Genomic DNA, 25534 nt, shown 5'->3' on the forward strand with positions numbered 1-25534 from the left:
AATTCATTTTCTTGAGTGATTTTTAAACCATTTAAATACTTTTAATTCAAATTTGATTATTTTTACATCGCCAAAGAAAAAGCCTTCATCAAAGATGAAGGCTTTTTTAGAGATACTTTAAGCCAAAATTCAACTAGGCTTTCACACTGCTCAAACGTTTCTGCAATTTGACTTCTGCATCCACTTCTTCCTTCGACGTTTTAGTGCTAATGAATGCCACAGCAATCGCAACAATAATGACGGGTAAACCTACTGCCATAAAGTTGATTTGGTGAGGCAATTCCATACCCAACAGCATACCAATTAAAATTGGGCCCACAATCGCACCTGTACGGCCCACAGCAGAAGCCCAGCCAATACCTGTTGAGCGTACAGTCACTGGATAAAACTGTGCTACATAGCTATACAGCAAGATTTGTGAACCAATTGCAGATGCACCAGCAACAGCCACCAATAAATAAATAACGGGCTGTGGAGACTTAAATCCTAATAAAGATAATGCAACTGCGCCTGCCAAACATAAGCTAATAATCACGGGTTTCATATGAAACTTATCAGCCAAAATACCACCGCCAACAGTACCAATGACTGCGCCTATATTCATGGCTAATAAGAACATTAAGCTACTGCTCATCGAATAGCCCGCAGCCATCATCAGCTTTGGTAACCAACTGCCTAAAGCATACAGTGTTAATAAACACATAAAAAAAGCTAACCAGAACAGCAAAGTATTGCTTGAACGCCCTTGTTTAAACAAGCTGCTAACAAAAGCAGGCTCTGACACTTTTGCTTCGCTCAGAACGAGTTTCACCTGTTTTGGTAAATCAACCTCAGCATCTAAACGCTGTAAAATTTGGCATGCTTGCTGATCTTTTTGTGCTTTCACCAAAAAGGTTAATGATTCAGGCAAGAACTTCCAAACAAAAGGTAAAAACAACAGCGGTACACCAGCAATAAAGAACATGATTTGCCAGCCGTAGCTTGGGGTAAACCATGCGCCAAATAAAGCAGCCATCACACCACCCACAGCATAACCACTAAACATGGTTGTTACTAAGGTCGCACGTAAACGTTGTGGCGCATATTCCGAAGTTAAGGCTACTAAATTAGGCAATACACCACCAATTCCTAAGCCCGCTAAAAAACGTAGTAGACCAAATTCGGTCGGATTTGATGCAAAACCGCCAGCAAAGGTAAAGCCACTAAACAGTACCACACAAATCATAATGACTTTTTTACGGCCTATTTTGTCGGCCAAGGTACCAAACAGCATGGCGCCAAACATCATGCCCGCTAAAGCAGTACTGGCCAACATCCCTGCCTGCACAGCCGTTAATGACCATTGTTGCATCAGTAGAGGAAGTGCCACACCATTAATGGCTAAGTCATAGCCATCAAATAAAATAATCAATAGACACCAAAACACCACCTTAAAATGAAAAGGTGTAAATTTAGCCTGATCAATCACTTGATTCACATTTATTGCATTCGTTGCCATAGCTCACCTCCTGTGAGATTACATATCATTGTTGTAGTGATCACATCGGGAAGCTTTTATTGTTTTACAGATTTAGCTCAGCCCAATACAAGAGCATTATTTGAGCACAGCGATATTTGACGAGACACACGACAAAAGTCTAAAAAATAGACAAATAACTGCACCTATAGGTACAGTTATTTATGCTTAGAATGGAAAATTTGAGCAATTTTGATCTTATATTTTTTAATGATTTATGCTAAATACGCTTATTTTTTATCCTATTTATTCTTTTTTATTGAAAGTCACGAATTCAAACCTGTTTCTAAATAAGCTTTAGCCTTATTTAAAATATTTTTCACACATAAAAAAACACCCCCTGCACTAGTCAGGGGGTGTTTCGAATAATGAGCTGGCGATGACTTACTCTCACATGGGTAACCCCACACTACCATCAGCGCTAAGAGGTTTCACTTCTGAGTTCGGGAAGGGATCAGGTGGTTCACTCTTGCTATTGTCGCCAGCACAACTTGGATGCTTACTCGTTTGGTCTTACTTGGATGCCGAACTTTCGTCAAATGAGTTATTAACAGATCATATCTGAGTCGAATTGTATGTTCTAGCGTTAGCTGAATCAAGTATTTCAAGACCGTTTGGTCTTTAATGAATCAATCTCTGCTCACTGCTTGCGCAGTTCGTACAACAACTGTTTGGGTGTTGTATAGTCAAGCCTCACGAGCAATTAGTATTGGTCAGCTTCATGCGTCACCGCACTTCCACATCCAACCTATCAACGTCGTAGTCTTCAACGGCTCTTTAGAGGAATAAATTCCTAGGGAAATCTTATCTTGAGGTAGGCTTCCCGCTTAGATGCTTTCAGCGGTTATCCCTTCCGAACATAGCTACCCGGCGATGCGACTGGCGTCACAACCGGTACACCAGAGGTTCGTCCACTCTGGTCCTCTCGTACTAGGAGCAGATCCTCTCAAATTTCCAGCGCCCACGGTAGATAGGGACCGAACTGTCTCACGACGTTCTAAACCCAGCTCGCGTACCTCTTTAAATGGCGAACAGCCATACCCTTGGGACCTGCTTCAGCCCCAGGATGAGATGAGCCGACATCGAGGTGCCAAACACCGCCGTCGATATGAACTCTTGGGCGGTATCAGCCTGTTATCCCCAGAGTACCTTTTATCCGTTGAGCGATGGCCCTTCCATACAGAACCACCGGATCACTAAGACCTACTTTCGTACCTGCTCGACTTGTGGGTCTCGCAGTTAAGCGCGCTTTTGCCTTTATACTCTACGCGTGATTTCCGACCACGCTGAGCGCACCTTCGTACTCCTCCGTTACTCTTTAGGAGGAGACCGCCCCAGTCAAACTACCCACCAGACATGGTCCTCGCTCCAGATAATGGAGCAGAGTTAGAACCTCAATATTACCAGGGTGGTATTTCAAGATTGGCTCCACAGCAACTAGCGTCGCTGCTTCAAAGCCTCCCACCTATCCTACACAAGTAAGATCAAAGTTCAATGTCAAGCTGCAGTAAAGGTTCACGGGGTCTTTCCGTCTAGCCGCGGGTACACCGCATCTTCACGGCGATTTCGATTTCACTGAGCCTCTGCTGGAGACAGCGCCCCCATCATTATGCCATTCGTGCAGGTCGGAACTTACCCGACAAGGAATTTCGCTACCTTAGGACCGTTATAGTTACGGCCGCCGTTTACTGGGGCTTCGATCAAGAGCTTCGCTTACGCTAACCCCATCAATTAACCTTCCAGCACCGGGCAGGCATCACACCCTATACGTCCACTTTCGTGTTTGCAGAGTGCTATGTTTTTAATAAACAGTTGCAGGGGCCTGGTTTCTGTGGCTGCCGATAGCTCAGGAAGCAAGTTCCATCACCGTCAGCAGCGTACCTTCTCCCGAAGTTACGGTACCATTTTGCCTAGTTCCTTCAGCAGAGTTCTCTCAAGCGCTTTGGTCTACTCGACCTGACCACCTGTGTCGGTTTCGGGTACGATTCCTGTGTAACTGAAGCTTAGAGACTTTTCCTGGAAGCATAGTATCAGCCACTTCACTGTACAAGTACAGCTTGCTATCAGATCTCAGCATAGAGTACCCCGGATTTGCCTAAGATACATGCCTACATCCTTTCACCTGGACAACCAACGCCAGGCTGACTTAACTTACTCCGTCCTCTCATCGCATTACACAGAAGTATTGGAATATTAACCAATTTCCCATCGACTACGCCTCTCGGCCTCGCCTTAGGGGTCGACTCACCCAGCCCCGATTAACGTTGGACTGGAACCCTTGGTCTTTCAGCGAACGGGTTTTTCACCCGTTTTGTCGTTACTCACGTCAGCATTCGCACTTCTGATACCTCCAGCAGACTTCTCAATCCACCTTCATCGGCTTACAGAACGCTCCCCTACCACTTGCAATAAATTGCAAATCCGCAGCTTCGGCATATAGTTTTAGCCCCGTTACATCTTCCGCGCAGGCCGACTCGACTAGTGAGCTATTACGCTTTCTTTAAAGGGTGGCTGCTTCTAAGCCAACCTCCTAGCTGTCTATGCCTTCCCACATCGTTTCCCACTTAACTATAATTTAGGGGCCTTAGCTGGCGGTCTGGATTGTTTTCCTCTTGACTACGGACGTTAGCACCCGCAGTCTGTCTCCCGGATAGTACTCATTGGTATTCGGAGTTTGCATCGGTTTGGTAAGTCGGGATGACCCCCTAGCCGAAACAGTGCTCTACCCCCAATGGTATTCGTCCGAGGCGCTACCTAAATAGCTTTCGGGGAGAACCAGCTATCACCAAGTTTGATTAGCCTTTCACCCCTATCCACAAGTCATCCCCTGGCTTTTCAACGACAGTGGGTTCGGTCCTCCAGTTAGTGTTACCCAACCTTCAACCTGCTCATGGATAGATCACCTGGTTTCGGGTCTACACCCAGCAACTAAACGCCCTATTAAGACTCGGTTTCCCTACGGCTCCCCTATACGGTTAACCTTGCTACTGAATGTAAGTCGCTGACCCATTATACAAAAGGTACGCAGTCACCGAACAAGTCGGCTCCCACTGCTTGTATGCATGCGGTTTCAGGATCTATTTCACTCCCCTCACAGGGGTTCTTTTCGCCTTTCCCTCACGGTACTGGTTCACTATCGGTCAGTCAGGAGTATTTAGCCTTGGAGGATGGTCCCCCCATATTCAGACAAGGTTTCACGTGCCTCGCCCTACTCGACATCATCATATAAGCCCTTTCGTGTACAGGACTATCACCCACTATGGTTGCACTTCCCAGAGCATTCCACTAGAACTTATATGACTTAATGGGCTGTTCCCCGTTCGCTCGCCGCTACTGAGGGAATCTCAATTGATTTCTTTTCCTAAGGGTACTGAGATGTTTCACTTCCCCTCGTTTGCCTCGCAACACTATGTATTCATGTTGCGATACCTACCTTACGATAGGTGGGTTTCCCCATTCAGAAATCTCCGGATCATAGGATATTTGCCGCCTCCCCGAAGCTTATCGCAGGCTATTACGTCTTTCATCGCCTCTGACTGCCAAGGCATCCACCACATGCACTTAATTACTTGACTATACAACCCCAAACAGTCGTTTATCCTTACAAGTAGGATAAGCAACAGAGTTTGTCTTACGACTTACTCATACAGTTGGCGTCTTGTGCATTTAAGCACTGTACAGCTTCAATTAGATTCATATACCAAAACGCTTGATTCAGTTAATTTCGCTAGTAACTCATAGCTTCTATCTTCACATCACAGTAATAAATCACTGTTAGTGTTAATGTCAGTTATGAGTATGAACAAATTATTTCAACTCAAATATATTCTGTTAATGATTTAACATGCCTTCGTCAGGTCATGTTGCTGTGATAAATCACAGAGCTTAATAACAATGAAGCGCATTCTACGCTAGTTTGTTGCTAAGCTCTATAACCTAAGCACTTGATCGCTTAAAGACTAAACTAACAGTCAGCTGACTGTTCATTTATTAACTTGTCTTTTATACATCGCTTTGCGATGTATGGTGGAGACTAGGAGAGTCGAACTCCTGACCTCCTGCGTGCAAAGCAGGCGCTCTACCAACTAAGCTAAGTCCCCAGCTTATCAATTAAGTCAATGTCTCTGTTTTCTGTTTGCTCTCATATTTTATTCAAATATTTCGTTAGTCAGATTTGGTGGGTCTGACAAGACTTGAACTTGTGACCCCACGCTTATCAAGCGTGTGCTCTAACCAACTGAGCTACAGACCCTCAGATACATCGTCATGAAGAACAACTTGTTGTGGATTCTTACCAGTCGCCAATCTTTCGTTAAGGAGGTGATCCAGCCGCAGGTTCCCCTACGGCTACCTTGTTACGACTTCACCCCAGTCGTCGGCCACACCGTGGTAAGCGTCCTCCTTACGGTTAGACTACCTACTTCTGGTGCAACAAACTCCCATGGTGTGACGGGCGGTGTGTACAAGGCCCGGGAACGTATTCACCGCGGCATTCTGATCCGCGATTACTAGCGATTCCGACTTCATGGAGTCGAGTTGCAGACTCCAATCCGGACTACGATCGGCTTTTTGAGATTAGCATCCTCTCGCGAGGTAGCAACCCTTTGTACCGACCATTGTAGCACGTGTGTAGCCCTGGTCGTAAGGGCCATGATGACTTGACGTCGTCCCCGCCTTCCTCCAGTTTGTCACTGGCAGTATCCTTAAAGTTCCCGGCCGAACCGCTGGCAAATAAGGAAAAGGGTTGCGCTCGTTGCGGGACTTAACCCAACATCTCACGACACGAGCTGACGACAGCCATGCAGCACCTGTATGTAAGTTCCCGAAGGCACCAATCCATCTCTGGAAAGTTCTTACTATGTCAAGACCAGGTAAGGTTCTTCGCGTTGCATCGAATTAAACCACATGCTCCACCGCTTGTGCGGGCCCCCGTCAATTCATTTGAGTTTTAGTCTTGCGACCGTACTCCCCAGGCGGTCTACTTATCGCGTTAGCTGCGCCACTAAAGCCTCAAAGGCCCCAACGGCTAGTAGACATCGTTTACGGCATGGACTACCAGGGTATCTAATCCTGTTTGCTCCCCATGCTTTCGTACCTCAGCGTCAGTATTAGGCCAGATGGCTGCCTTCGCCATCGGTATTCCTCCAGATCTCTACGCATTTCACCGCTACACCTGGAATTCTACCATCCTCTCCCATACTCTAGCTTCCCAGTATCGAATGCAATTCCTAAGTTAAGCTCAGGGATTTCACATCCGACTTAAAAAGCCGCCTACGTACGCTTTACGCCCAGTAAATCCGATTAACGCTCGCACCCTCTGTATTACCGCGGCTGCTGGCACAGAGTTAGCCGGTGCTTATTCTGCGAGTAACGTCCACTATCCCTAGGTATTAACTAGAGTAGCCTCCTCCTCGCTTAAAGTGCTTTACAACCAAAAGGCCTTCTTCACACACGCGGCATGGCTGGATCAGGGTTCCCCCCATTGTCCAATATTCCCCACTGCTGCCTCCCGTAGGAGTCTGGGCCGTGTCTCAGTCCCAGTGTGGCGGATCATCCTCTCAGACCCGCTACAGATCGTCGCCTTGGTAGGCCTTTACCCCACCAACTAGCTAATCTGACTTAGGCTCATCTATTAGCGCAAGGTCCGAAGATCCCCTGCTTTCCCCCGTAGGGCGTATGCGGTATTAGCATCCCTTTCGAAATGTTGTCCCCCACTAATAGGCAGATTCCTAAGCATTACTCACCCGTCCGCCGCTAGAAATCGGTAGCAAGCTACCTATTCCCGCTCGACTTGCATGTGTTAAGCCTGCCGCCAGCGTTCAATCTGAGCCATGATCAAACTCTTCAGTTTAAAATCAATAGTACCTTTAAAGGGTACCAATCTTGGCTCATCAATTACTGACAAATATTTGCTCAAATAAACTTCGAGAAATTTCTACCAATTATCAATGAAAATATATTCGATTGATCAACCAGTAAAAATCCACACAAGTTGTTCTTCATAATCTCTTAATGATCTTTCTAACACCTCGTCAGTGCTAGAAGCTGGACTTCGATATACTTAACAACTCAGCGTCTAGCTTCGTTCGTTTCCGTCTATCTCGTCGGTATGGGATGCATTCTAGACCATTTCGAAATCATTGCAAGCACTAATTAACGATATATTTCACGTATGTACTTTTTTTCTACAGAAATGATAAAAAAAGCGCTTTTTTATCTATTTTTTAACCATTTTTATTTAAAAAAACCTTTTATTAGGATTTTATTTTTCAAATTATCCATTTCACGCAAAATCATATTCGAGCTAATTTAGCCATAAAATGTATAAGTGATCAAAAAGACATCACATTCAACTATCAGAACGAGTTTTATATCTTCCCACGTGCTTCATAACATCAAATATTCAATCCATTTAAAGTTTTCACTAGACTAAAAACGCTTTGTTTAAATATTTTGAAGACATTGTGCTTTCAAGTCCTATTTTTAAAGCTCATATTTATTCTTCCCACAAATTAAATGTACCATTCAATCCCTATCTCCCCCATCTTTAATAGATCTATGTACGTCTAGATATTTCTCTAGGTTTTATTTACATCTTATTTAGCAATTCTGATAGCAATAGACATTTAACCCAGAAACATTTGAACATTCATCTCATCCATACAAGCGAATCATTCATTTGCTTTATATGTTCTGATTTATCTATGCCGTCATCAAACATCGCTAAGCGACTGGGCGCTTACATACATGCGCCATCACCTCCAATACCGTCTGATGCTTGCCTTGATAATCCTCAGCACAAAACATCATTTTTGCCCGCATGGGTAGGCGCTCATGAATAAAAGCAAACAGCTGATAATGCGCGCCAACATCCATATTTAAGAAGATTTCTTGTATTTGCTTATATTGCGCCTGTTTCACCGCTTCTGGCTGATTTTGAAATAAACAACGCATCACTGCATCAATCTGTTCATCATTATTGTCTGTATTGTAATACGCCATGTCTCCCCCGCTTTTTTATTGATTTATTTATCTATAAAGCCAAAGCTTCTGCCTCAGAAGCTTTGATTGCACGATCTTCTAGCGTGCAGATCGCATGTGCAATCATCATATATAACAATGGTTCGATAAAAACCGCCATATTTTATCCTTAAGGCGGATAGAGCCGATTTATTTTTTTACATAGACTGCTTTTTATTTTTTTGAACCCAAACTTATGCCTGTGCATTTCATCCCCCGCTTGATCCTACTACTGAGTGGCCTTGCGCTGATGGCATTTGGTGTCACGATGTCTATTCATTCCAATCTTGGCACATCGCCTATTTCGTCCGTTCCTTATAGCTACAGCTTCATCTTGAATATGAGTATTGGCACATTGACCGTGCTCATGCATATTCTGATGATTCTGATACAAATGGTACTACTCGGTAAACGGTTTCAATGGCATCAATGGTTGCAATTACCTGTAGGCATGATTTTTGGCACGTTCATTGATGTACTAATGTGGGCGACGCAAGGCTGGTCTATGCATGTTTATGCGCTACAAATAAGCGCCTGCTTATTCAGTTGCCTCATCACAGCCATCGGAGTATGCCTTGTCGTGAAAGCAAATTTGGTGTTTTTAGCAGGTGAAGGCTTATATGCTGCCATCTCACAACGCTTTGGCTTTGAGTTTGGTCGCTGTAAAACCTATGGTGATATTGTATTGGTGTTGATTGCAGTCATCAGCGCATGGTCTGTACTGGGTGAAATTATTGGAGTTCGCGAAGGCACAATCATTAGCGCACTGGCCGTCGGCAGTCTAGTTAAACAAATGCTACCCAAGTTCGGCTTTCTTCAGTTTAATGAATAACAAAAATAGCACTACGGTCCTCAGCAAGTCTGGGGATTTTCATTTTTAAGCGCTAAAATTATGAGTTTGCAGAAATTTAAGAAAATAAAAAGGAAGAGATCTCTCCCAAAATCCCTCCCTCGGAGTTGAATCTTTATTCGATCCATCATGTAGTTATTATAGTTATTCTGCAGTATTTAAAAAAAGTCCCTTGGGGAAGAGACTAATAAATTGTGGAGTAATTATTATCTGTACCCTCTAGATATGCTAAAAATTTCTAGATGAATAAATACTATACATAAGGTATATAAAATGCAAGTTATTCGGAAAAATTTAATTGTTGTTTTTATAAGGTTTTTTTGAATTTACTTATCTAATTTACTAATATAAATATTCAATAAAAAAAGCAAGCCGAAGCCTGCTTTTTAATTCAATCACTTATATCAACTTAAGCGCGCTATCAGTCTACAAATATCACTTTAGCAATGGCCTTTTTGCTCGATTGCACGATTAAAGTCACGTTCTCTTTCACAGAAAAAGAGGCGTCTACTTCTTTCCAATCGACTTTTACAGCACCACGTGCAACTGCATCTTTGGCTTGAGCTGCATTTTTTACTAGACCTGCCGCACGCAAAATTGATGCAATAAACATTTCGCCACCAAATTCTGCACGTGATACGGTCACTTCTGGCGTACCCTCTGGTAATTCACCTTCAGTGATTAAGTTACCCGCACCTTTATGTGCACTGGCAGCCGCTTCACTACCATGGAAACGTTCCACCAATTCCAATGCAAGAATCTTTTTCACTTCTTGTGGGTTACGGCCTTCCGCCACTTCTTTTAAAAGTTGCTGAATTTCTTCAATAGATTTGAAACTTAACAGATCAAAGTAACGTTCAATCAAAGCGTCTGGCATTGAAAGTACTTTTTGGTACATCGCACCCGGTGCATCAAATACCGCAATATAGTTGCCTAATGATTTAGACATTTTATTTACGCCGTCTAAACCTTCAAGAATAGGCACTGTAATGCAGACTTGTGCTTCTTGGTCATAACGACCTTGCAATGTACGGCCCATTAACAAGTTAAAGGTCTGATCCGTACCACCCAGTTCAACGTCAGCTTGCAATGCAACCGAGTCATAACCTTGTACCAATGGATACAAAAATTCGTGAATAGCGATCGGCTGATGATTGTTATAGCGCTTAGTAAAGTCATCACGCTCCAACATACGCGCCACAGTTTGCTGTGAAGCCAATTGAATTAAATCAGCAGCAGTTTTTTGACCAAACCATTCAGAGTTGAAAACCACTTTGGTTTTTGCTGGATCAAGAATTTTAAATACTTGTTCTTGATAAGTTTTTGCATTTTCCAAAACTTTTTCACGTGACAAAGGTGGGCGCGTTGCGCTTTTACCTGTTGGGTCACCAATCATCGCAGTATAGTCGCCAATCAAAAAGTAAACTTCATGACCTAAATCTTGGAATACTTTTAATTTATTAATTAAAACTGTATGACCTAAATGCAAATCAGGCGCTGTAGGGTCAAAACCCGCTTTAATTTTTAAAGGACGATTTTGCTTTAACTTCTTCAGAAGGTCTTCTTCAGAAATAATTTCGTGAGTGCCTCGTTGGATGAGGGCAAGTTGTTCTTCAGCCGGCAGGAAATTTGACATCTCAAAACCCAAATACATCAGTTATTCAATTTGTGCGATATACTAACACTTTTTCAGCACTTTGCAGGCTTAAGAATAATCATGACCGCGATCTATATTGGAGTAATGACGGGCACCAGCATGGATGGCGTCGATATTGCCGCTGCTTCTTTTGATCCCTTGCAACTACATGCCACACTCACCCTTGAGTTTGATCCCGATTTACGTGATGAACTGATGGCGCTCACCTTACCAAGTGACAACGAAATTGATCGCATGGGGAAAGCAGATGTCGCTTTGGCCACCATGATTGGTGAAGGCATTAATCGCTTAATTGCAGAAAATAATTTAGATAAAACCCAAATTAAAGCCATTGGCTCACACGGACAAACCATTCGTCACCGCCCTGAACATGGTTTTACCCTACAAATTGGCGACCCCAATATCATCAGTGAAATTACGCAACTCCCTGTTATTTCTGATTTTCGTCGCCGTGATATGGCTGCCGGTGGCCAAGGCGCGCCATTAGTCCCTGCCTTTCACCAAGATGTTTTCCAACACAATAGCATTCATCGTGTGATTTTAAATTTAGGCGGCATTGCGAACGTCAGCCTTCTACCCGCAGGTAATCCAGATGGCGTGTATGGCTTTGATACTGGTCCTGCAAATATTTTAATGGACGCTTGGTGCCATCGTTATACGGGTCAAGCTTATGATGAAAATGGCAATTGGGCGGCCTATGGTACGCCTATTCGTAGCCTACTCGATCGACTTCAAGCACACGACTTCTTTGCCAAAGAACCACCAAAAAGCACAGGCCGTGAAGACTTCAACTTAGAGTGGTTAGACGAACAAGTTGCTGATTGGCGTAGCGATCTTGAATATGATGAATTAGAAGATACACCTGAAAATATTCAAGCAACCTTAATGAAGCTCACCACCCGTGCAATTAAAAAAGCGATTTACCGCTCAGACATGCCTACAGGTGAAGTCTATGTATGTGGAGGTGGCGCGTATAACTCACATTTACTTGAGCAATTACGCTGGCGTTTACGCAAACACCAATGGACAGTACAAAGCACAGCCGATCTTGGTTTAAGTCCAACATGGGTAGAAGCAACTGCCTTTGCATGGCTGGCGATGCGCTTTGTTCAGCAACAATCTGGCAACCTTCCCGCTGTGACGGGTGCAAAAGGCTATCGCGTACTGGGTACAATTACCGCGGTATAAAAGCCAAAATATGGCATAAAAAAGCCTGCTGATGCAGGCTTTTTAAGTTAATGCGAAAAACTCATTTTAAAATGAATTTTGCGTTTTCAGTTCGAAATGCTTTTAAAACCACTTGCCCAGCACGACCCGTCGGACTTAAACCCAACTTCATTTGTTCTTGGCGAATCGCCTGACGGGTTTTATCACCAATTAAGCCATCCACATTGCCAATGTCATAGCCTTTATTGAGCAAATATTGCTGTATTTCACGGCGCTCTGCTCGTGAAGTCCCTGCATCATCTGTTGGCCATGCAGTACTAAACGAACCTTTACCCTGTAAACGATCTGACAAATGTGCAATTGCTAAGGCATAACTTTCAGCTGCGTTATAACTATAAATAGCATCGAAGTTTTTAAAGACTAAAAACAGCGGGCCATTTTCACCTGCTGGCATCATTAAACCGGCTTGTGAGCTTTCAGTTAGGTTGCCTTGAATGAGCGGTGAACCGTCTGCGCGTAATACACCACGATTGACCCACGATGCCAATGATTTTTTATTGCGTCGGCCTTCGCCCCCTAAATAAGTTCCTGCTGGCACTTTAACTTCAAAGCCCCAAGGTTGCCCTGTTTGCCAACCGCGCTTACTCAAAAAATTCGCTGTAGATGCTAAGGCATCAGGCACACTGGAGACCAAATCACGTCGACCATCGCCATCAAAATCAACAGCAAGCTCATCATAAGTGGATGGCATAAATTGCGTATGACCAAAAGCACCCGCCCATGAACCCTTTAATTGGTCTTCACGAACATCACCACGTTGTAATAAACGCAGTGTAGTAAAGAACTCGCCACGGAAAAATCCCTGACGACGCCCCTCACAACTTAAAGTGCCTAAAGCCTGTAATAAAGGATAAGAACCCGCTATTTGTCCAAAATTGCTTTCTACGCCCCACACAGCAACCACAGTTTCAGCAGGAACACCGTAAGCGCTCGCCACTCGGTTTAATACATCTTTATGTTGCTGAAGCTTTTGCAGTCCAACCTGTACACGCTCATCGTCAACCAATCCAGATAAATAATCCCAAATTGGCGTTGAAAACTCTGGCTGGTAATTGAGTTTTTCTAAAACTGAATAATCTGGACTTAAATTTTGAGTATAGCGGTCATAAGTATTACCAGATACGCCACTCGCAAGGGCTTGCCCACGTAATTGGCTCAAACATGCTTGAAAATTTTGAGTTTGGGCTGGAGATTGAAATTCAGTTGAAGCTGTAACGACTTTTTGCCCATTAATAATTAATTCAGCATGCGCTGTCGTCAATGCAAACAATGTGCTGGTACACAATAAAATGAAAGAACGCATATCCGCCTTATTTTTCTGGATTTGTATTTAATTCTTAGCTTAACACCAGATGATGTATTTTTATGAGGGAATACGTAACTTTTGAATTCATTTTTAAATTTAAAGTAAAGTTTCGATTTTAAATTCAAAAAACTTCCCCACAGATCAGACTTAATGTTTTTAAATTCAAACTTTTATCCACAAGCCATTTAATCACAAGATTTTGATAAATATATTATTTTTAAATGCATTAAACATGCTTTTGTTTTGAATTTAAACTGCAATAAATTTAAATTCAAAACTTTGAATTTAAAAGTAGTGTTTTAAATTTGAATTTGTTTTTGAATTTAAATTCATTGTTGATATTTTGAATTCAAACTTAGCTTTTATTGTTCAATGCGTCTGAATAAAGAGGCAAGTTCGCTAAACAGTCTTTCAATTAAGTCGCACAGCAAGATGCCAATATATATAGCAAATAGGTGAATTTATAATCAATTGCTTTACCAGCAAAACCGACCAAAGGCCTGTCTGCGTAAAAGAGGCGCAATGATGCCCGAAGTTAAGGTATAAAAAAAGCGACCACTGACGTGATCGCTTTTTTTTACAGCAACTGTACGTTTAGATGCTCATATCTTCGCTAAGCGCTAAAGGATTCGGTAAAATCTTCGCCAATTGACGGCATAAAGTGGTCAATTCAGCGCTGTCATTGGGCATTAAGGTAATATGGCCAATCTTACGACCTTCACGCTCTGACTTATTATAAAGGTGTAAATGCGCACCTTCTAAAGCCAAAACATCTTCAGATTTTGGATGTTGACCAATAATGTTCACCATTACAGTCGGACGAACCACAGCCGTTGAACCTAAAGGTAAACCTGCAACAGCACGAATATGGTTTTCAAATTGAGAGCATACTGAGCCTTCAATTGACCAGTGACCTGAGTTATGCACGCGTGGTGCCATCTCATTGGCATACAAGCCTTTGTCAGTCACGAACAGTTCAAGTGTTAATACACCGACATAATTCAAATGATTGAGCAGGCGAGTGATGTAGTCTTGCGCCACAGGCTGTAAATCAACACTGTTGGGTGCTGGAACAATCGAATGCGACAAAATGCCATTATGATGATGGTTTTCAGCCAAAGGCCAAGTACGTACATCACCATCTTGGCCACGCACCGCAATAATTGACACTTCACGAGAGAAAGTCACAAAGCTTTCTGCAATGAGTTCACCCGCAGGGCCAAGCTCAGCCCACGCTTGCGCAATTTGATCTGCAGTGCGCAATACAAATTGGCCTTTGCCATCATAACCGCCACGTGATGTTTTGAGTACGATAGGTAAACCCAATTCAGCCACAGCAAGGTTTAAACCCTCAAGTGAAGTCACGGCTTTATACGGTGCAACTGGAATTGAAAGTTCATCAAATAAAGCTTTTTCAGACAAGCGATGTTGTGCAATTGCCAAGGCTTGACGTGGTGGGTGCAACGTTTTGCTTTTCGTTAGAACATCGACATCCGTTAATGGCGTATTTTCAAACTCAAGACTAAATACATCTGCACTGGCGATAAACTCTTGCAAGCCATTTTCTGCTTTGGTCGAAAATACTGGACCAAGCGCTGCCGATGGGCAATCTGTACTTGCTTCAAAAAAGGTGCATTGCACATTCAGTGGTAGGGCTGCTTGCGCCATCATACGACCCAACTGGCCACCACCAAAAATACCAATGGTTTTATCCATGATATAACTCCCGTATTAAGCTTGCTCTTAGTTCTGACCAGGAATGTTTTTGCTCGCAACTTTTTCAGTTTGAGCCGCACGGAAATCTACAACATTTTTTGCAATTTCAGGACGTGTTAAACCTAAAATTTGCGCTGCCATGATTGCAGCATTGGTTGCGCCAGCAGGACCAATCGCCAATGTACCCACTGCAATACCTGCAGGCATTTGTACAATCGAAAGCAATGAATCAACGCCGTTCAAAATTGAAGACTTCACTGGAACACCCAGTACTGGAAGATCAGTTTTGGCTGCACACATACCTGGCAAATGTGCAGCACCACCAGCACCCGCAATAATTACTTGAATACCGCGATCACGGGCTTGCTCTGCATATTCAAAAAGACGGTCTGGCGTACGGTGCGCAGATACCACTTCCGCTTCAAATGGGACGCCAAGTTGCTTAAGCATATTGGCAGTGTGTTCGAGAGTTGCCCAATCTGATTGAGAACCCATGATAATTCCAACGAGAGGTGTGTCTTGTGAAGCGGCCGCATTCATTGCAATGTTTCCAGAGATTAGTTAAGAGAGATAAATCTCGACTAGAGCCAAGCTTTAATAAGAGCCCCATATTATAGACTGAATTTTCAGCTCACCAAAATCTTAGAGTCAAACTAAGCGCAGATTTTTATTATTTTTTTATCAAGCTTGGCAAAACTTAAATAAAAATAGGGCAGTAGCCCTATGATTTAAATTATTGGCTACGAAAGACAAAATACACACAGCCCAATAGACACAAGCCAGCCCACACATAATCGAGTTTAAATGGCTGTTTAAACAGAAAAATCATAAAAGGTACAAAGACCAGTAAAGTCACAACTTCTTGGGTAATTTTCATTTCCCCCATAGACCAACCTTGTTGGGCAAGGTAGCGCGTTGCAGGAATCATAAAACTATATTCTGCTAAGGCAATGATCCAACTTAATAATATAGCCTTCCATAGAGGCGCATCGTGCGGTAAAAACTTTAAATGACCATACCAAGCCAAAGTCATAAAACAGTTCGCAACAATCAATAATATAAAGGGCAGATACATTGGCTCAAATGTCTAGCAATAAGTGTGGCCATTTTACGTTTTTTCTCACAAAATTTTTAACCTGTTACTATTTTTTTATAACACAAAAAAAAGCGCAAAATCACGCAAGAATATTCTATGTCCAGTGACAAGAAAAACTATCTTTTCCCCAAGAGCCTTGCTATCGTTGCTTTCACATCAAATTAATCACGACAACAGCACCAATAATACGTGATGTGTCTATAAAAGCAGTGGAGTGAGCGTATGCATCTGCATATTTTAGGTATTTGCGGCACCTTTATGGGTTCTTTGGCGCTACTGGCGCGAGACCTTGGCCATAAGGTGACGGGTTCAGATCAAAACGTTTACCCTCCAATGTCGACCCAGCTAGAAAATGCAGGCATTACTTTAATTCAAGGCTATGACCGTAGCCAGCTACAACCACAACCTGATCTTGTAATTGTGGGCAATGCCATGAAACGTGGTATTGATGTTGTGGAATACATGCTCAATGAAGGCATGCCTTATATTTCTGGCCCGCAGTTCCTCGCAGACTATGTCTTACAAGGTAAACACGTGCTGGGCGTAGCAGGGACGCATGGCAAAACCACAACAACGACGATGCTGGCATGGGTACTCGATCAAGCGGGTCTTGAACCAGGCTTCCTGATTGGTGGTGTGCCTTTGGGCTTTAGCGAAAGTGCACGCTTAGGCGCTGGGAAATACTTCTGTGTAGAAGCAGATGAATACGATTCAGCGTTTTTTGATAAGCGCTCTAAGTTTGTGCATTACCATCCAAAAACAGCGATTCTGAATAACCTTGAATTTGACCATGCTGATATCTTTGATGATTTAGCCGCGATTCAAAAACAGTTCCATCATTTAGTCCGTACTATTCCAAGTGAAGGTCGCATTATTGCACCAATTACAGAAAGCAATATTGACGAAGTATTAGCACAGGGATGCTGGACGCCAGTCGTACGTACCTCTTTAGAAGCAAATGAAAAAGCAGAACTTTATGCTGAGCAACTCTCTGCTGATGGTTCACATTTTAAAGTGCTACAGCACGGCACAGTCAAAGGCGAAGTGAAATGGAACATGACAGGCCAACACTCTGTAGCCAATGCCTTAGCAACGATTGCAGCAGCAGAGCACGTCGGTGTATCCATTGAAACTGCCTGCGAAGCACTGTCCAATTTTGGCGGTGTAAAACGCCGTATGGAATTGCTTGCTACCGTACGTGGCATTGAAGTTTATGATGACTTTGCACATCACCCAACAGCAATTGACACAACCCTAGAAGGTGCACGCAAACGCCTAGGCGAACGTAAGCTCTGGGCGATTATTGAACCACGCTCAAACACCATGCGTATGGGCAGTCATAAAGATGGCTTAGCACATTCAGCACGACTGGCCGATGAAGTTATTTGGTATCAACCTGAAGGTTTAGATTGGGACTTAGAGCCTGTCATTCAGGCTTCACCGAATAAAGCGATGGTTGCGCGCACATTGGATGAAATCATTCAAAAAGTGACTACAGAAGCAGGCGAGGGTGATGCTGTGGTGATTATGTCGAATGGTGGTTTTGGTGGTCTGCATCAAAAATTAATTACGGCCTTAACAACCTAATCTAAAACATGGTGTAGCCGTTTTAAAGAAGCCCGTGAAGCGGGCTTTTTTTTATTTTTAGATATCTAAATCGATTAAAGATAAGGTTTATATCCTCGTGTGCGGTAACCTTGCATGCGTTTGAGTTTCGGCTCGCTATTCTGTAACCTTAGTAATAATTCTAAAAATACAGTAATTTGTTCTGTCTTCAGTTCATGTGGTAAAAATGCATTCAATCCGAACCTTTTGAACAGCGTTCCGATCGAACTATGTTTATTTACATATTTCATAGACCATTCAGAAAAATGAAGCCGATCAATCACACGATTTTCAAAACGGATGAGATTTGTGTGGCGAGGATCGCTCGCAATTTTAGCGTAGACTTTTTCTAAAATTTCCGCCTCTGCTTCAAGACATTGGAAGAATCTACCTTCCGCATAGTACAGTACCCCATAGATTGCATGTGCCTGATTAAAATTTCGAGCAGAAACTAAAATATCACTCAGATCCTCAAGTAAATCCTTTTGATTCTCCTGACGAGTACTGGCATAGCACAGCTGCATCATAAGTTTAATCCTTAACTGAGCGCGAAGCGCTTCGATTTTTAAAATTCTAATTTGTTTATTTTTTAATCAAATGTAATTTTATACTTACGTCCATTTATGCCAACTACATCTCAATTTTGCAAACAACTTTAGATAAAATAGGCTCAATATTACACACTGGTCTTTGCTGGTGCTTTTACCTCAAAAACAATAAAAGAGGTTATCTATGCTCCCCAACATCTTTAAAACATTTGGATTAATAACAATTGCAGGCATTTTGGTACTGGTTTTTCATCATTTAGGCCTCAATGAACTGCTAAATGTCCTTATTACTTCGATTGCACTCGGTGCATTACTTCGTTATTTCATTGGCCAACGTGGCTATTTGATTGCAACAGTTGCAGGCTTCAGCGCAGTGCTGTTTTATCACAGCGCATTTGATCTGCTTCAAATGATGTTAGCGAGCATACTACTGGGCTACAGCGCAATTGATATGTTGCAATGCTATACTCAATCTCGTAAATCACAACGTCGCTTGCCACTGAGCCCTGACCGTGAGTTTTTAAATTATTAACTGTCGCGGAATAATTTTTATTACGTATATCGAGTGTTGCAACATTTTATGAAGCACCTCTATAAAACCCAGCGCTACTTCCAGAAGCTGTTTAAGCACGCAAATCCGCAAGGCTTTTGTCGCGTTTAAACATCACATCAACATAAGAGCACGCTGGAATAATTTTCAAATGCTTTTCACGCGCATAATTAACCAGACTATCGAGCATTTCACGGGCAGCGCCCTGACCACGTAATGAATGATCCACCCATGTATGATTGGCAACAATTTTATGTTCGTCATTCCATATATAGCTAATTTCTGCGACACGCTCGCCGTCTTCATTTAACTTGAAAAATTCACCCTGCTGACCATTGTCTTGATGCTGAAGTTGCATTGTTATACTCCTGAATGCCGTCCAAATGACATTTTTTAAATAAATGAATTAATCGACTAAACCATTAAAAAACGTTAAAAAATACCTGATTTCAGTGATATCAAATCTGACTAATTTTCTCTAAATTCATCAACTAAAGCTGTTCTTTTTTTGTTTTGATATTTTTTGGGGATTTCAATGGATTTATATCTTGCTACTGTAGGATTTCTTATACTGATTGCAATCTTGCTGGCTGTATCAATGTACCGCTCACGCTTTTAAGTGAAATGCCTGCGCGAATGCAACAGACATTTTGCGACCTCATTGATGTGTCAGACTGAATAATACAATATTCAGTTGTAATCCGTTTAGATGTCTATTTTTCAGAGACTGTCCAAGGTATTAGCCACGTTCAAATTACTGAAACAGCGTGGTTTAAACCAGCACATCACGAATTTCTGGATCTTTGTCAAAAACAGATTTGGCAAAAGGGCATAGCGGTATAATTTTCACCTGATGCTCCCGTGCAAATTGCACCGCAGCATCAACCAAATGTCGACCCACACCTTGCCCACGTAAACTATCGCTGACCGCGGTATGATCAATAATAAATTTGTCTGTACCAGCCCAAGAATACGTCATCTCAGCTAATCGTTCACCCTGCTGTTCCACATAAAAAGCGCCTTTACTGCCATTTTCTAGATGCTGTACGATCATGTATCCGCCTATTTTTGTATGTGTGAAAATATAGAATCATTGATTTGTTCTTTGGTATTTTTTATTGATATTGATGTAGATATTCAATAGCGCTTAACAATTCTTCACCATAACCCTAGAATGGCGAAAATTCCCCAAATACCCGACTATGTCTAGCCCCAATTCCGATACATCTGCTACCCGTCAGTGGATCAGCGTGATTACGCTCGCTTTCGCTGCATTCATTTTTAATACCACGGAATTTATTCCCGTAGCACTGCTGAGCGATATTGGTAAAAGCTTTGATATGCCTGCCACCGAAACGGGCATTATGATTACATTATATGCATGGGTGGTCGCACCAATCTCTCTGCCGATAATGCTACTGACCAAGAATATTGAACGGCGCTTTCTACTCATGGCACTGTTTAGTGTATTTATTGTGAGTCATGTGCTGTCATATTTTGCATGGAGCTTTAATACACTACTGATCAGCCGTATCGGCATTGCATTTTCACATGCATTATTCTGGTCAATTACTGCGTCACTTGCTGTTCGTGTCGCGCCTGAAGGCAAAGCATTTCAGGCATTGGGACTGCTCGCAACGGGTACGGCGCTGGCCATGGTACTGGGTATTCCTTTTGGGCGTATGGTGGGTGAAGCCTATGGCTGGCGTAATACATTTGCACTAATTGCTATCGGTGCCACAGTCGTATGCCTAACACTGGCTAAAACTCTGCCATTGCTCCCAAGTCAAAATTCGGGCTCTTTGAGTAGCTTAAAAGAATTTATACACCGGCCTAGCCTCATGCTGGTGTTTGCACTGACCGTGATTGTGATTACAGCGCAGTTTACGGCTTATAGCTATATTGAGCCTTTTGCACTCAATGTAGCGCAGTTAAGCTCCACAGAAACCACCGCACTCTTATTAATCTATGGCGGGGCAGGTTTTATCGGCTCTTATCTGTTTGGTAAATTTGGCGCCAAATATCCACGTGTCAGCATTCCGATGTTCACGCTGCTATTGGCTGCTTCTATGCTATTAATGCTTCCTGCTTCTGCTAGTTTTATCAGCTTTAGCGCATTAAGCCTATTTTGGGGCATCGGCATTATTGGTTTTAGTCTGGCACTACAGTCACAAACCTTAAATTTAGCTTCTGATGCAACGGATGTAGCCATGGCAATTTATTCAGGCTTATACAATGTCGGCATCGGGGGAGGTGCCTTACTGGGTGGCATCGTTTCACTACAATTCGGGCTGAGTAATATCGGTATTATGGGTGGCATCTTGGCTGTAATAGGCACAGTACTGGCCGCCGTATTCGCACGGCGCAAAGATTTTCAAACTTAGGCAAACAGACCTACAAAAAATGCACAGATAAAGTTTGCTTCCTCAAGCAAAATCTGAGAAGATCGCCACAGATTTGAACACGCTTCAATCACTAAATTATGCAAGACAAGGGGAGTAGCCTCCTCCAAACCTAATCATTACATCAATGCTTAGGTGTCAGAATATCGTCATTACACTTTGCAAAAAGTCGGTATCTGAGCATTTTAGAGGACAAAATGTCCATACTAAAATGTAGGCAAGACCTTGATCATGTTGTTACAGATGTTTTTATTCATCTGGCAACAGGTCAAGGTTTTTTTATGGCCGGTTGTTAGATGTGGAGGATACACACATGGAAACAATCGGCTCACTCTGGCTGTATTTGGCATTTTTCGGTTTAGTCACCGTGATGCTCATCATCGACTTTTTAGGCTTTAAAAATAACCAAGGCCAAGAAGTTAAAGTAAAAACAGCGGCCTATTGGAGTATTGCTTGGGTCTCAGTCGCAACACTATTTGGTGGCGGACTCTGGCTCTACTTACAACAAACCGCAGGTGTGGCTGTGGCAAATACCAAGGTCATGGAATACTTTGCAGGTTATCTGTTAGAAAAATCTCTTGCAGTGGATAACGTCTTTGTCTGGCTGATGATTTTTGCTGCTTTTGCAATCCCACCCGCATTACAACGTAAGCTTTTACTGTACGGCGTATTAGGTGCAATTGTCCTACGGACCATCTTTATCTTTATTGGTGCATGGTTTGTACAAGAATTTTCTTGGGTGCTGTATATCTTCGGTGCGTTCTTGGTTTATACCGGCTTCAAGTTCTTAAAAGGACAAGAGGAAGAAGATACCAATATCGAGGATATGGCCATTTTAAAATGGTTACGCAAGCACATGCGCATTACCCCGCAAATGCATGAAGATAAGTTCTTTGTCCGTCAAAATGGCGTGCTTTGGGCGACACCTTTATTTTTGGTGCTTATTTTAGTTGAAGCTTCGGACGTGATTTTTGCGGTGGATTCTATTCCTGCAATTTTTGCAGTCACCACAGACCCGTTTATTGTATTAACCGCGAATTTAATGGCTATTTTGGGTTTACGTGCCATGTTCTTCTTATTGTCTGGTGCAGCTTCAAAAATGCATTATCTACCTTATGGTTTAGGGCTGATCTTGGTGTTTATCGGTTTCAAAATGTTGATGCTTGATGTCTTCCACATGCCGATTTGGATTTCTCTCGGCTTTATTGTGATTACCCTTGCGATTACCGCTTGGCTGTCCATTCGTCATAGTAAAAAATACAACGAAACGACCCTCTAAAGTGCGCAAAAAGCCTTCTTTCATAGAAGGCTTTTTTATGTCTATCTCGTCATCACCCACAGTAAAAAAAATAAGATACGCCTGAAATCCCATACCAATAATAGGCCAATCATTTAGGCCATACCGAAGCATTAAAGATTATGTGATGAATCCTCGTATGCTTGAGTTTTTCAGGTACAATCAATTGAAAAAATTCAAACATACAGGTTTAAAATGTCTTCTGTAATTGCAACGACAGCGATCCGTGGTCGCTTCCTCGACATTCAGAATACAGTTGCCCAAGCACGTGATATACACGACCAAGTGCGATATGTAGAGGATGGTCTACTCATCAGCCAAAATGGCAAAATTCAGTGGTTTGGCACTTGGCAAGACGGGCAGGCACACTTACCTGCACAAGTCGACGTTCAACATTATCCAGATCAATTGATCGTCCCTGGTTTTATCGATACACATATTCATTTTCCACAAACTGAAATGATGGGCGCTTACGGCGAACAACTTTTGGAATGGTTAAATACCTATACTTTCCCAACCGAATTACAATTTTCAGATCCTGCTTATGCTAAAACCATTGCAGAATTTTTTGTGCATGAGCTCCTTAAAAATGGCACCACCACAGCTTTAGTGTTCTGTACTGTACATCCTGAATCAGTAGATGCCTTATTTGAAGCTGCAAGCAACTATCAGATGCGCCTGATTGCAGGTAAGGTCATGATGGACCGTCATGCACCCGATGATTTATGTGATACCCCAGAACGTGCTTATAGCGAATCAAAAGCTTTAATTGAAAAATGGCATGGCAAAGGCCGTAACCTATATGCCATTACGCCACGTTTTGCTCCAACCTCGAGCCCAGAACAACTCAAACGGGCAGGGGAGTTAAAAGCAGAATATCCAGATGTGTATGTTCATACACATTTGAGTGAAAATAAAAGCGAAATTGAATGGGTGAAAGCGCTTTTCCCTGAGCAAAAGGGCTATTTAGATGTCTATCATCATTATGGCTTAACTGGCAATAAATCAGTCTTTGCACATTGTGTGCACTTAGAAGATGATGAATGGAACTGTATGCATGACACAGATTCTGCCATCGCTTTTTGCCCAACCTCTAACTTATTTCTCGGCAGTGGATTGTTTCCCTTACATACTGCATGGGAAAAACAGGTCAAAGTGGGCTTAGGCACAGACATTGGTGCAGGGACTTCCTTCAACCAACTACAAACCATTCAAGAAGCCTATAAAGTTCAACAGCTACAAGGCAATAAACTGTCTGCATACGAAGCGCTGTATCATGCAACATTAGGTGGTGCAAAAGCTTTAGATTTAGATCAGACCCTAGGTAACTTTAATACAGGTAAAGAAGCCGATTTTGTGGTGTTGGATTTAAAAGCCACAGCATTACAGCAGCTACGCCAATCACGTGCCAAAGGCTTAGAAGATGCCCTATTTGCGCTTATGCTGATGGGAGATGATCGGAATATTCACGCAACCTATGTGTATGGTCAACGGGTTTATCAGGCTTATTAAATTTACATTTTCCCACAGCATGGTTAGGCATTCATCAGCATGCAAAGTAATTTGACCTGATTAAATATGAGTAAAATCAATGTGCCTAACCATGTTGCTTACATTTTCAACAGAAAAAATAATGCAAGGGCATCCAAGTTGTATTAAAATTAAGGCATATTTTTAGGTGTTGCTGGTCAACGCCTTTTTTATTTTTGTATTTTAGGTATCTACCCATGACAGTTCAAATGAGCGTGTTGATCTCCACTGAAGAAATTCAAGCCAAAGTTAAAGCACTAGGTGCGCAAATTGATGCACACTATGCCAACAGTGATAAAGAATTAGTTCTGGTGGGCCTGTTACGTGGGTCTGTTATTTTTATGGCAGATTTATGCCGTGCAATTAGCAAAGTTCATGAATTAGATTTTATGACCGTATCAAGCTATGGCAGTGGCACAGTATCAACACGTGACGTAAAAATTTTAAAAGATTTAGACGGCGAAATTCGTGGTAAAGATGTGCTTGTGGTTGAAGACATTATTGACTCAGGCAATACCTTGAGCAAAGTGTTAGAAATTTTACAAACACGCGGACCGAACTCAATTGAATTATGTACTTTAGTCAGCAAACCTTCACGTCGTGAAATCGACCTCGATGTCCGCTTTTTAGGTTTTGAAGTTGAAGATAAGTTCATCGTGGGTTATGGCTTAGACTATGACCAAAAATATCGCCACATTCCATTTATTGGTGAAATTGGTCTGTAATTCTATACCAGACATTTAAAAGTGGCCGAAGGCCACTTTTTTTTATTTCTTAAATTAATATGAACAAAAAAACAACAGTTTTTAGCTAAATTCAACTATTTATAGATGACCAATTAACTCAAGATGAAATAGAAACATGATGTAAAAACAATTACATGATAAGAAAAGGAGCTCACTTATGTGGTCACTCATTGTCGCGATTGTTGTTGGTTTTATCGCAGGTTTAATTGCCCGTGCGATCCATCCAGGCGAAGATAAAGCCGGCTTTATAGTGACGACTTTATTGGGTATTGCGGGCTCACTACTCGCCACGTACGGCGGTCGCTTACTCGGTATTTACGGCGAAAACTCAGCAGCTGGCTTTATTGCCTCAGTCATTGGTGCAATCATTATTCTCTTCATTTATAACATGGTCACCAAAAAATCCAGTGCTTAAAACGCAAACTGACGAAGCAAAAAAATACCCGTTTCGCACGGGTATTTTTTATC

The 25534-nt window shown here is 42.4% G+C and carries 19 protein-coding genes, 2 tRNA genes and 3 rRNA genes; 9 read left to right on the forward strand and 15 right to left on the reverse strand.

Translation table 11 applies throughout. The features are described 5' to 3' along the window. Positions 1–133: 133 nt before the first annotated feature. From C9E88_RS15955 to C9E88_RS15985, 7 genes are all read right to left on the reverse strand, one after another. Complete coding sequence (locus tag C9E88_RS15955) at positions 134–1498, reverse strand: MFS transporter (protein ID WP_106984108.1); 1365 nt, start codon at positions 1496–1498, stop codon at positions 134–136. A gap of 389 nt (positions 1499–1887) precedes the next feature. Next, a 5S ribosomal RNA gene (rrf, locus tag C9E88_RS15960) occupies positions 1888–2002 on the reverse strand. A gap of 196 nt (positions 2003–2198) precedes the next feature. Further along, positions 2199–5091, reverse strand: a 23S ribosomal RNA gene (locus C9E88_RS15965). A gap of 449 nt (positions 5092–5540) precedes the next feature. Next, positions 5541–5616 (reverse strand) — tRNA-Ala (locus C9E88_RS15970). A gap of 75 nt (positions 5617–5691) precedes the next feature. After that, a tRNA-Ile gene (locus C9E88_RS15975) sits at positions 5692–5768 on the reverse strand. 61 nt (positions 5769–5829) lie between these two features. Then, a 16S ribosomal RNA gene (locus C9E88_RS15980) occupies positions 5830–7367 on the reverse strand. Together the 16S, 23S and 5S rRNA genes with 2 tRNA genes alongside form the textbook arrangement of a ribosomal RNA operon. Positions 7368–8239: 872 nt before the next feature. Beyond that, positions 8240–8518: a hypothetical protein gene (locus tag C9E88_RS15985; protein ID WP_106986161.1), complete on the reverse strand. Its 279-nt coding sequence runs from the start codon at positions 8516–8518 to the stop codon at positions 8240–8242. Positions 8519–8804: 286 nt separating this feature from the next. On the opposite strand from C9E88_RS15985, the gene C9E88_RS15990 reads away from it, so the two are divergent. Next, the gene (locus tag C9E88_RS15990) at positions 8805–9368 is read left to right on the forward strand and encodes a YczE/YyaS/YitT family protein (protein WP_137287906.1); all 564 of its coding nucleotides are present in this window, start codon (positions 8805–8807) and stop codon (positions 9366–9368) included. Positions 9369–9807: 439 nt separating this feature from the next. On the opposite strand, the gene tyrS is transcribed toward C9E88_RS15990, so the two are convergent. Then, on the reverse strand, positions 9808–11040 hold the full coding sequence (gene tyrS, locus C9E88_RS15995; protein WP_162368848.1) for a tyrosine--tRNA ligase: 1233 nt from the start codon (positions 11038–11040) through the stop codon (positions 9808–9810). Between the two features lie 63 nt (positions 11041–11103). On the opposite strand from tyrS, the gene C9E88_RS16000 reads away from it, so the two are divergent. After that, positions 11104–12231: an anhydro-N-acetylmuramic acid kinase gene (locus C9E88_RS16000; RefSeq protein ID WP_106986164.1), complete on the forward strand. Its 1128-nt coding sequence runs from the start codon at positions 11104–11106 to the stop codon at positions 12229–12231. Between the two features lie 61 nt (positions 12232–12292). On the opposite strand, the gene C9E88_RS16005 is transcribed toward C9E88_RS16000, so the two are convergent. From C9E88_RS16005 to C9E88_RS16020, 4 genes are all read right to left on the reverse strand, one after another. Beyond that, positions 12293–13573 carry a lytic murein transglycosylase gene (locus tag C9E88_RS16005; protein ID WP_106986165.1) on the reverse strand — a complete coding sequence of 427 codons (1281 nt, stop codon included), beginning with the start codon at positions 13571–13573 and terminating at the stop codon, positions 12293–12295. A 597-nt stretch (positions 13574–14170) separates the two neighbouring features. Then, positions 14171–15292 (reverse strand): 5-(carboxyamino)imidazole ribonucleotide synthase, encoded by a 1122-nt coding sequence (locus C9E88_RS16010; RefSeq protein WP_106986166.1) that lies wholly within the window; start codon positions 15290–15292, stop codon positions 14171–14173. A 27-nt stretch (positions 15293–15319) separates the two neighbouring features. After that, positions 15320–15832: a 5-(carboxyamino)imidazole ribonucleotide mutase gene (gene purE / locus C9E88_RS16015; RefSeq protein ID WP_106986167.1), complete on the reverse strand. Its 513-nt coding sequence runs from the start codon at positions 15830–15832 to the stop codon at positions 15320–15322. Between the two features lie 193 nt (positions 15833–16025). Further along, a complete protein-coding gene (locus C9E88_RS16020) occupies positions 16026–16367 on the reverse strand; it encodes a DMT family protein (protein WP_106986168.1) in 342 nt (113 codons plus the stop codon). A 243-nt stretch (positions 16368–16610) separates the two neighbouring features. On the opposite strand from C9E88_RS16020, the gene mpl reads away from it, so the two are divergent. Continuing rightward, a complete protein-coding gene (gene mpl, locus C9E88_RS16025) occupies positions 16611–17975 on the forward strand; it encodes a UDP-N-acetylmuramate:L-alanyl-gamma-D-glutamyl-meso-diaminopimelate ligase (protein ID WP_106986169.1) in 1365 nt (454 codons plus the stop codon). A 74-nt stretch (positions 17976–18049) separates the two neighbouring features. Here the strand turns inward: mpl and C9E88_RS16030 are convergent, their stop codons facing one another. Beyond that, entirely contained in the window at positions 18050–18520 is a 471-nt protein-coding gene (locus tag C9E88_RS16030; protein ID WP_106986170.1) for a BLUF domain-containing protein, read from the reverse strand. A 205-nt stretch (positions 18521–18725) separates the two neighbouring features. On the opposite strand from C9E88_RS16030, the gene C9E88_RS16035 reads away from it, so the two are divergent. Continuing rightward, positions 18726–19073 carry a hypothetical protein gene (locus C9E88_RS16035; RefSeq protein ID WP_106986171.1) on the forward strand — a complete coding sequence of 116 codons (348 nt, stop codon included), beginning with the start codon at positions 18726–18728 and terminating at the stop codon, positions 19071–19073. A 91-nt stretch (positions 19074–19164) separates the two neighbouring features. Here C9E88_RS16035 and C9E88_RS16040 read toward each other — a convergent pair whose 3' ends face one another. Both C9E88_RS16040 and C9E88_RS16045 read right to left on the reverse strand, forming a co-directional pair. Continuing rightward, entirely contained in the window at positions 19165–19449 is a 285-nt protein-coding gene (locus tag C9E88_RS16040; RefSeq protein WP_106986172.1) for a GNAT family N-acetyltransferase, read from the reverse strand. 414 nt (positions 19450–19863) lie between these two features. Next, complete coding sequence (locus C9E88_RS16045) at positions 19864–20145, reverse strand: GNAT family N-acetyltransferase (protein WP_106986173.1); 282 nt, start codon at positions 20143–20145, stop codon at positions 19864–19866. Between the two features lie 148 nt (positions 20146–20293). On the opposite strand from C9E88_RS16045, the gene C9E88_RS16050 reads away from it, so the two are divergent. The 5 genes from C9E88_RS16050 (at position 20294) to C9E88_RS16070 (ending at position 25481) form a co-directional block, all read left to right on the forward strand. Further along, positions 20294–21475 (forward strand): sugar transporter, encoded by a 1182-nt coding sequence (locus tag C9E88_RS16050; protein ID WP_106986174.1) that lies wholly within the window; start codon positions 20294–20296, stop codon positions 21473–21475. Between the two features lie 331 nt (positions 21476–21806). Continuing rightward, positions 21807–22772 (forward strand): TerC family protein, encoded by a 966-nt coding sequence (locus C9E88_RS16055; protein ID WP_106986175.1) that lies wholly within the window; start codon positions 21807–21809, stop codon positions 22770–22772. 213 nt (positions 22773–22985) lie between these two features. Beyond that, on the forward strand, positions 22986–24302 hold the full coding sequence (guaD, locus tag C9E88_RS16060; RefSeq protein WP_106986176.1) for a guanine deaminase: 1317 nt from the start codon (positions 22986–22988) through the stop codon (positions 24300–24302). Positions 24303–24517: 215 nt separating this feature from the next. Then, on the forward strand, positions 24518–25045 hold the full coding sequence (gene hpt, locus C9E88_RS16065) for a hypoxanthine phosphoribosyltransferase (RefSeq protein ID WP_106986177.1): 528 nt from the start codon (positions 24518–24520) through the stop codon (positions 25043–25045). A 178-nt stretch (positions 25046–25223) separates the two neighbouring features. Then, positions 25224–25481 (forward strand): GlsB/YeaQ/YmgE family stress response membrane protein, encoded by a 258-nt coding sequence (locus C9E88_RS16070; RefSeq protein WP_106986178.1) that lies wholly within the window; start codon positions 25224–25226, stop codon positions 25479–25481. Positions 25482–25534 lie beyond the last annotated feature (53 nt).

The organism is Acinetobacter cumulans, from assembly GCF_003024525.3.
GTDB lineage: Bacteria > Pseudomonadota > Gammaproteobacteria > Pseudomonadales > Moraxellaceae > Acinetobacter > Acinetobacter cumulans.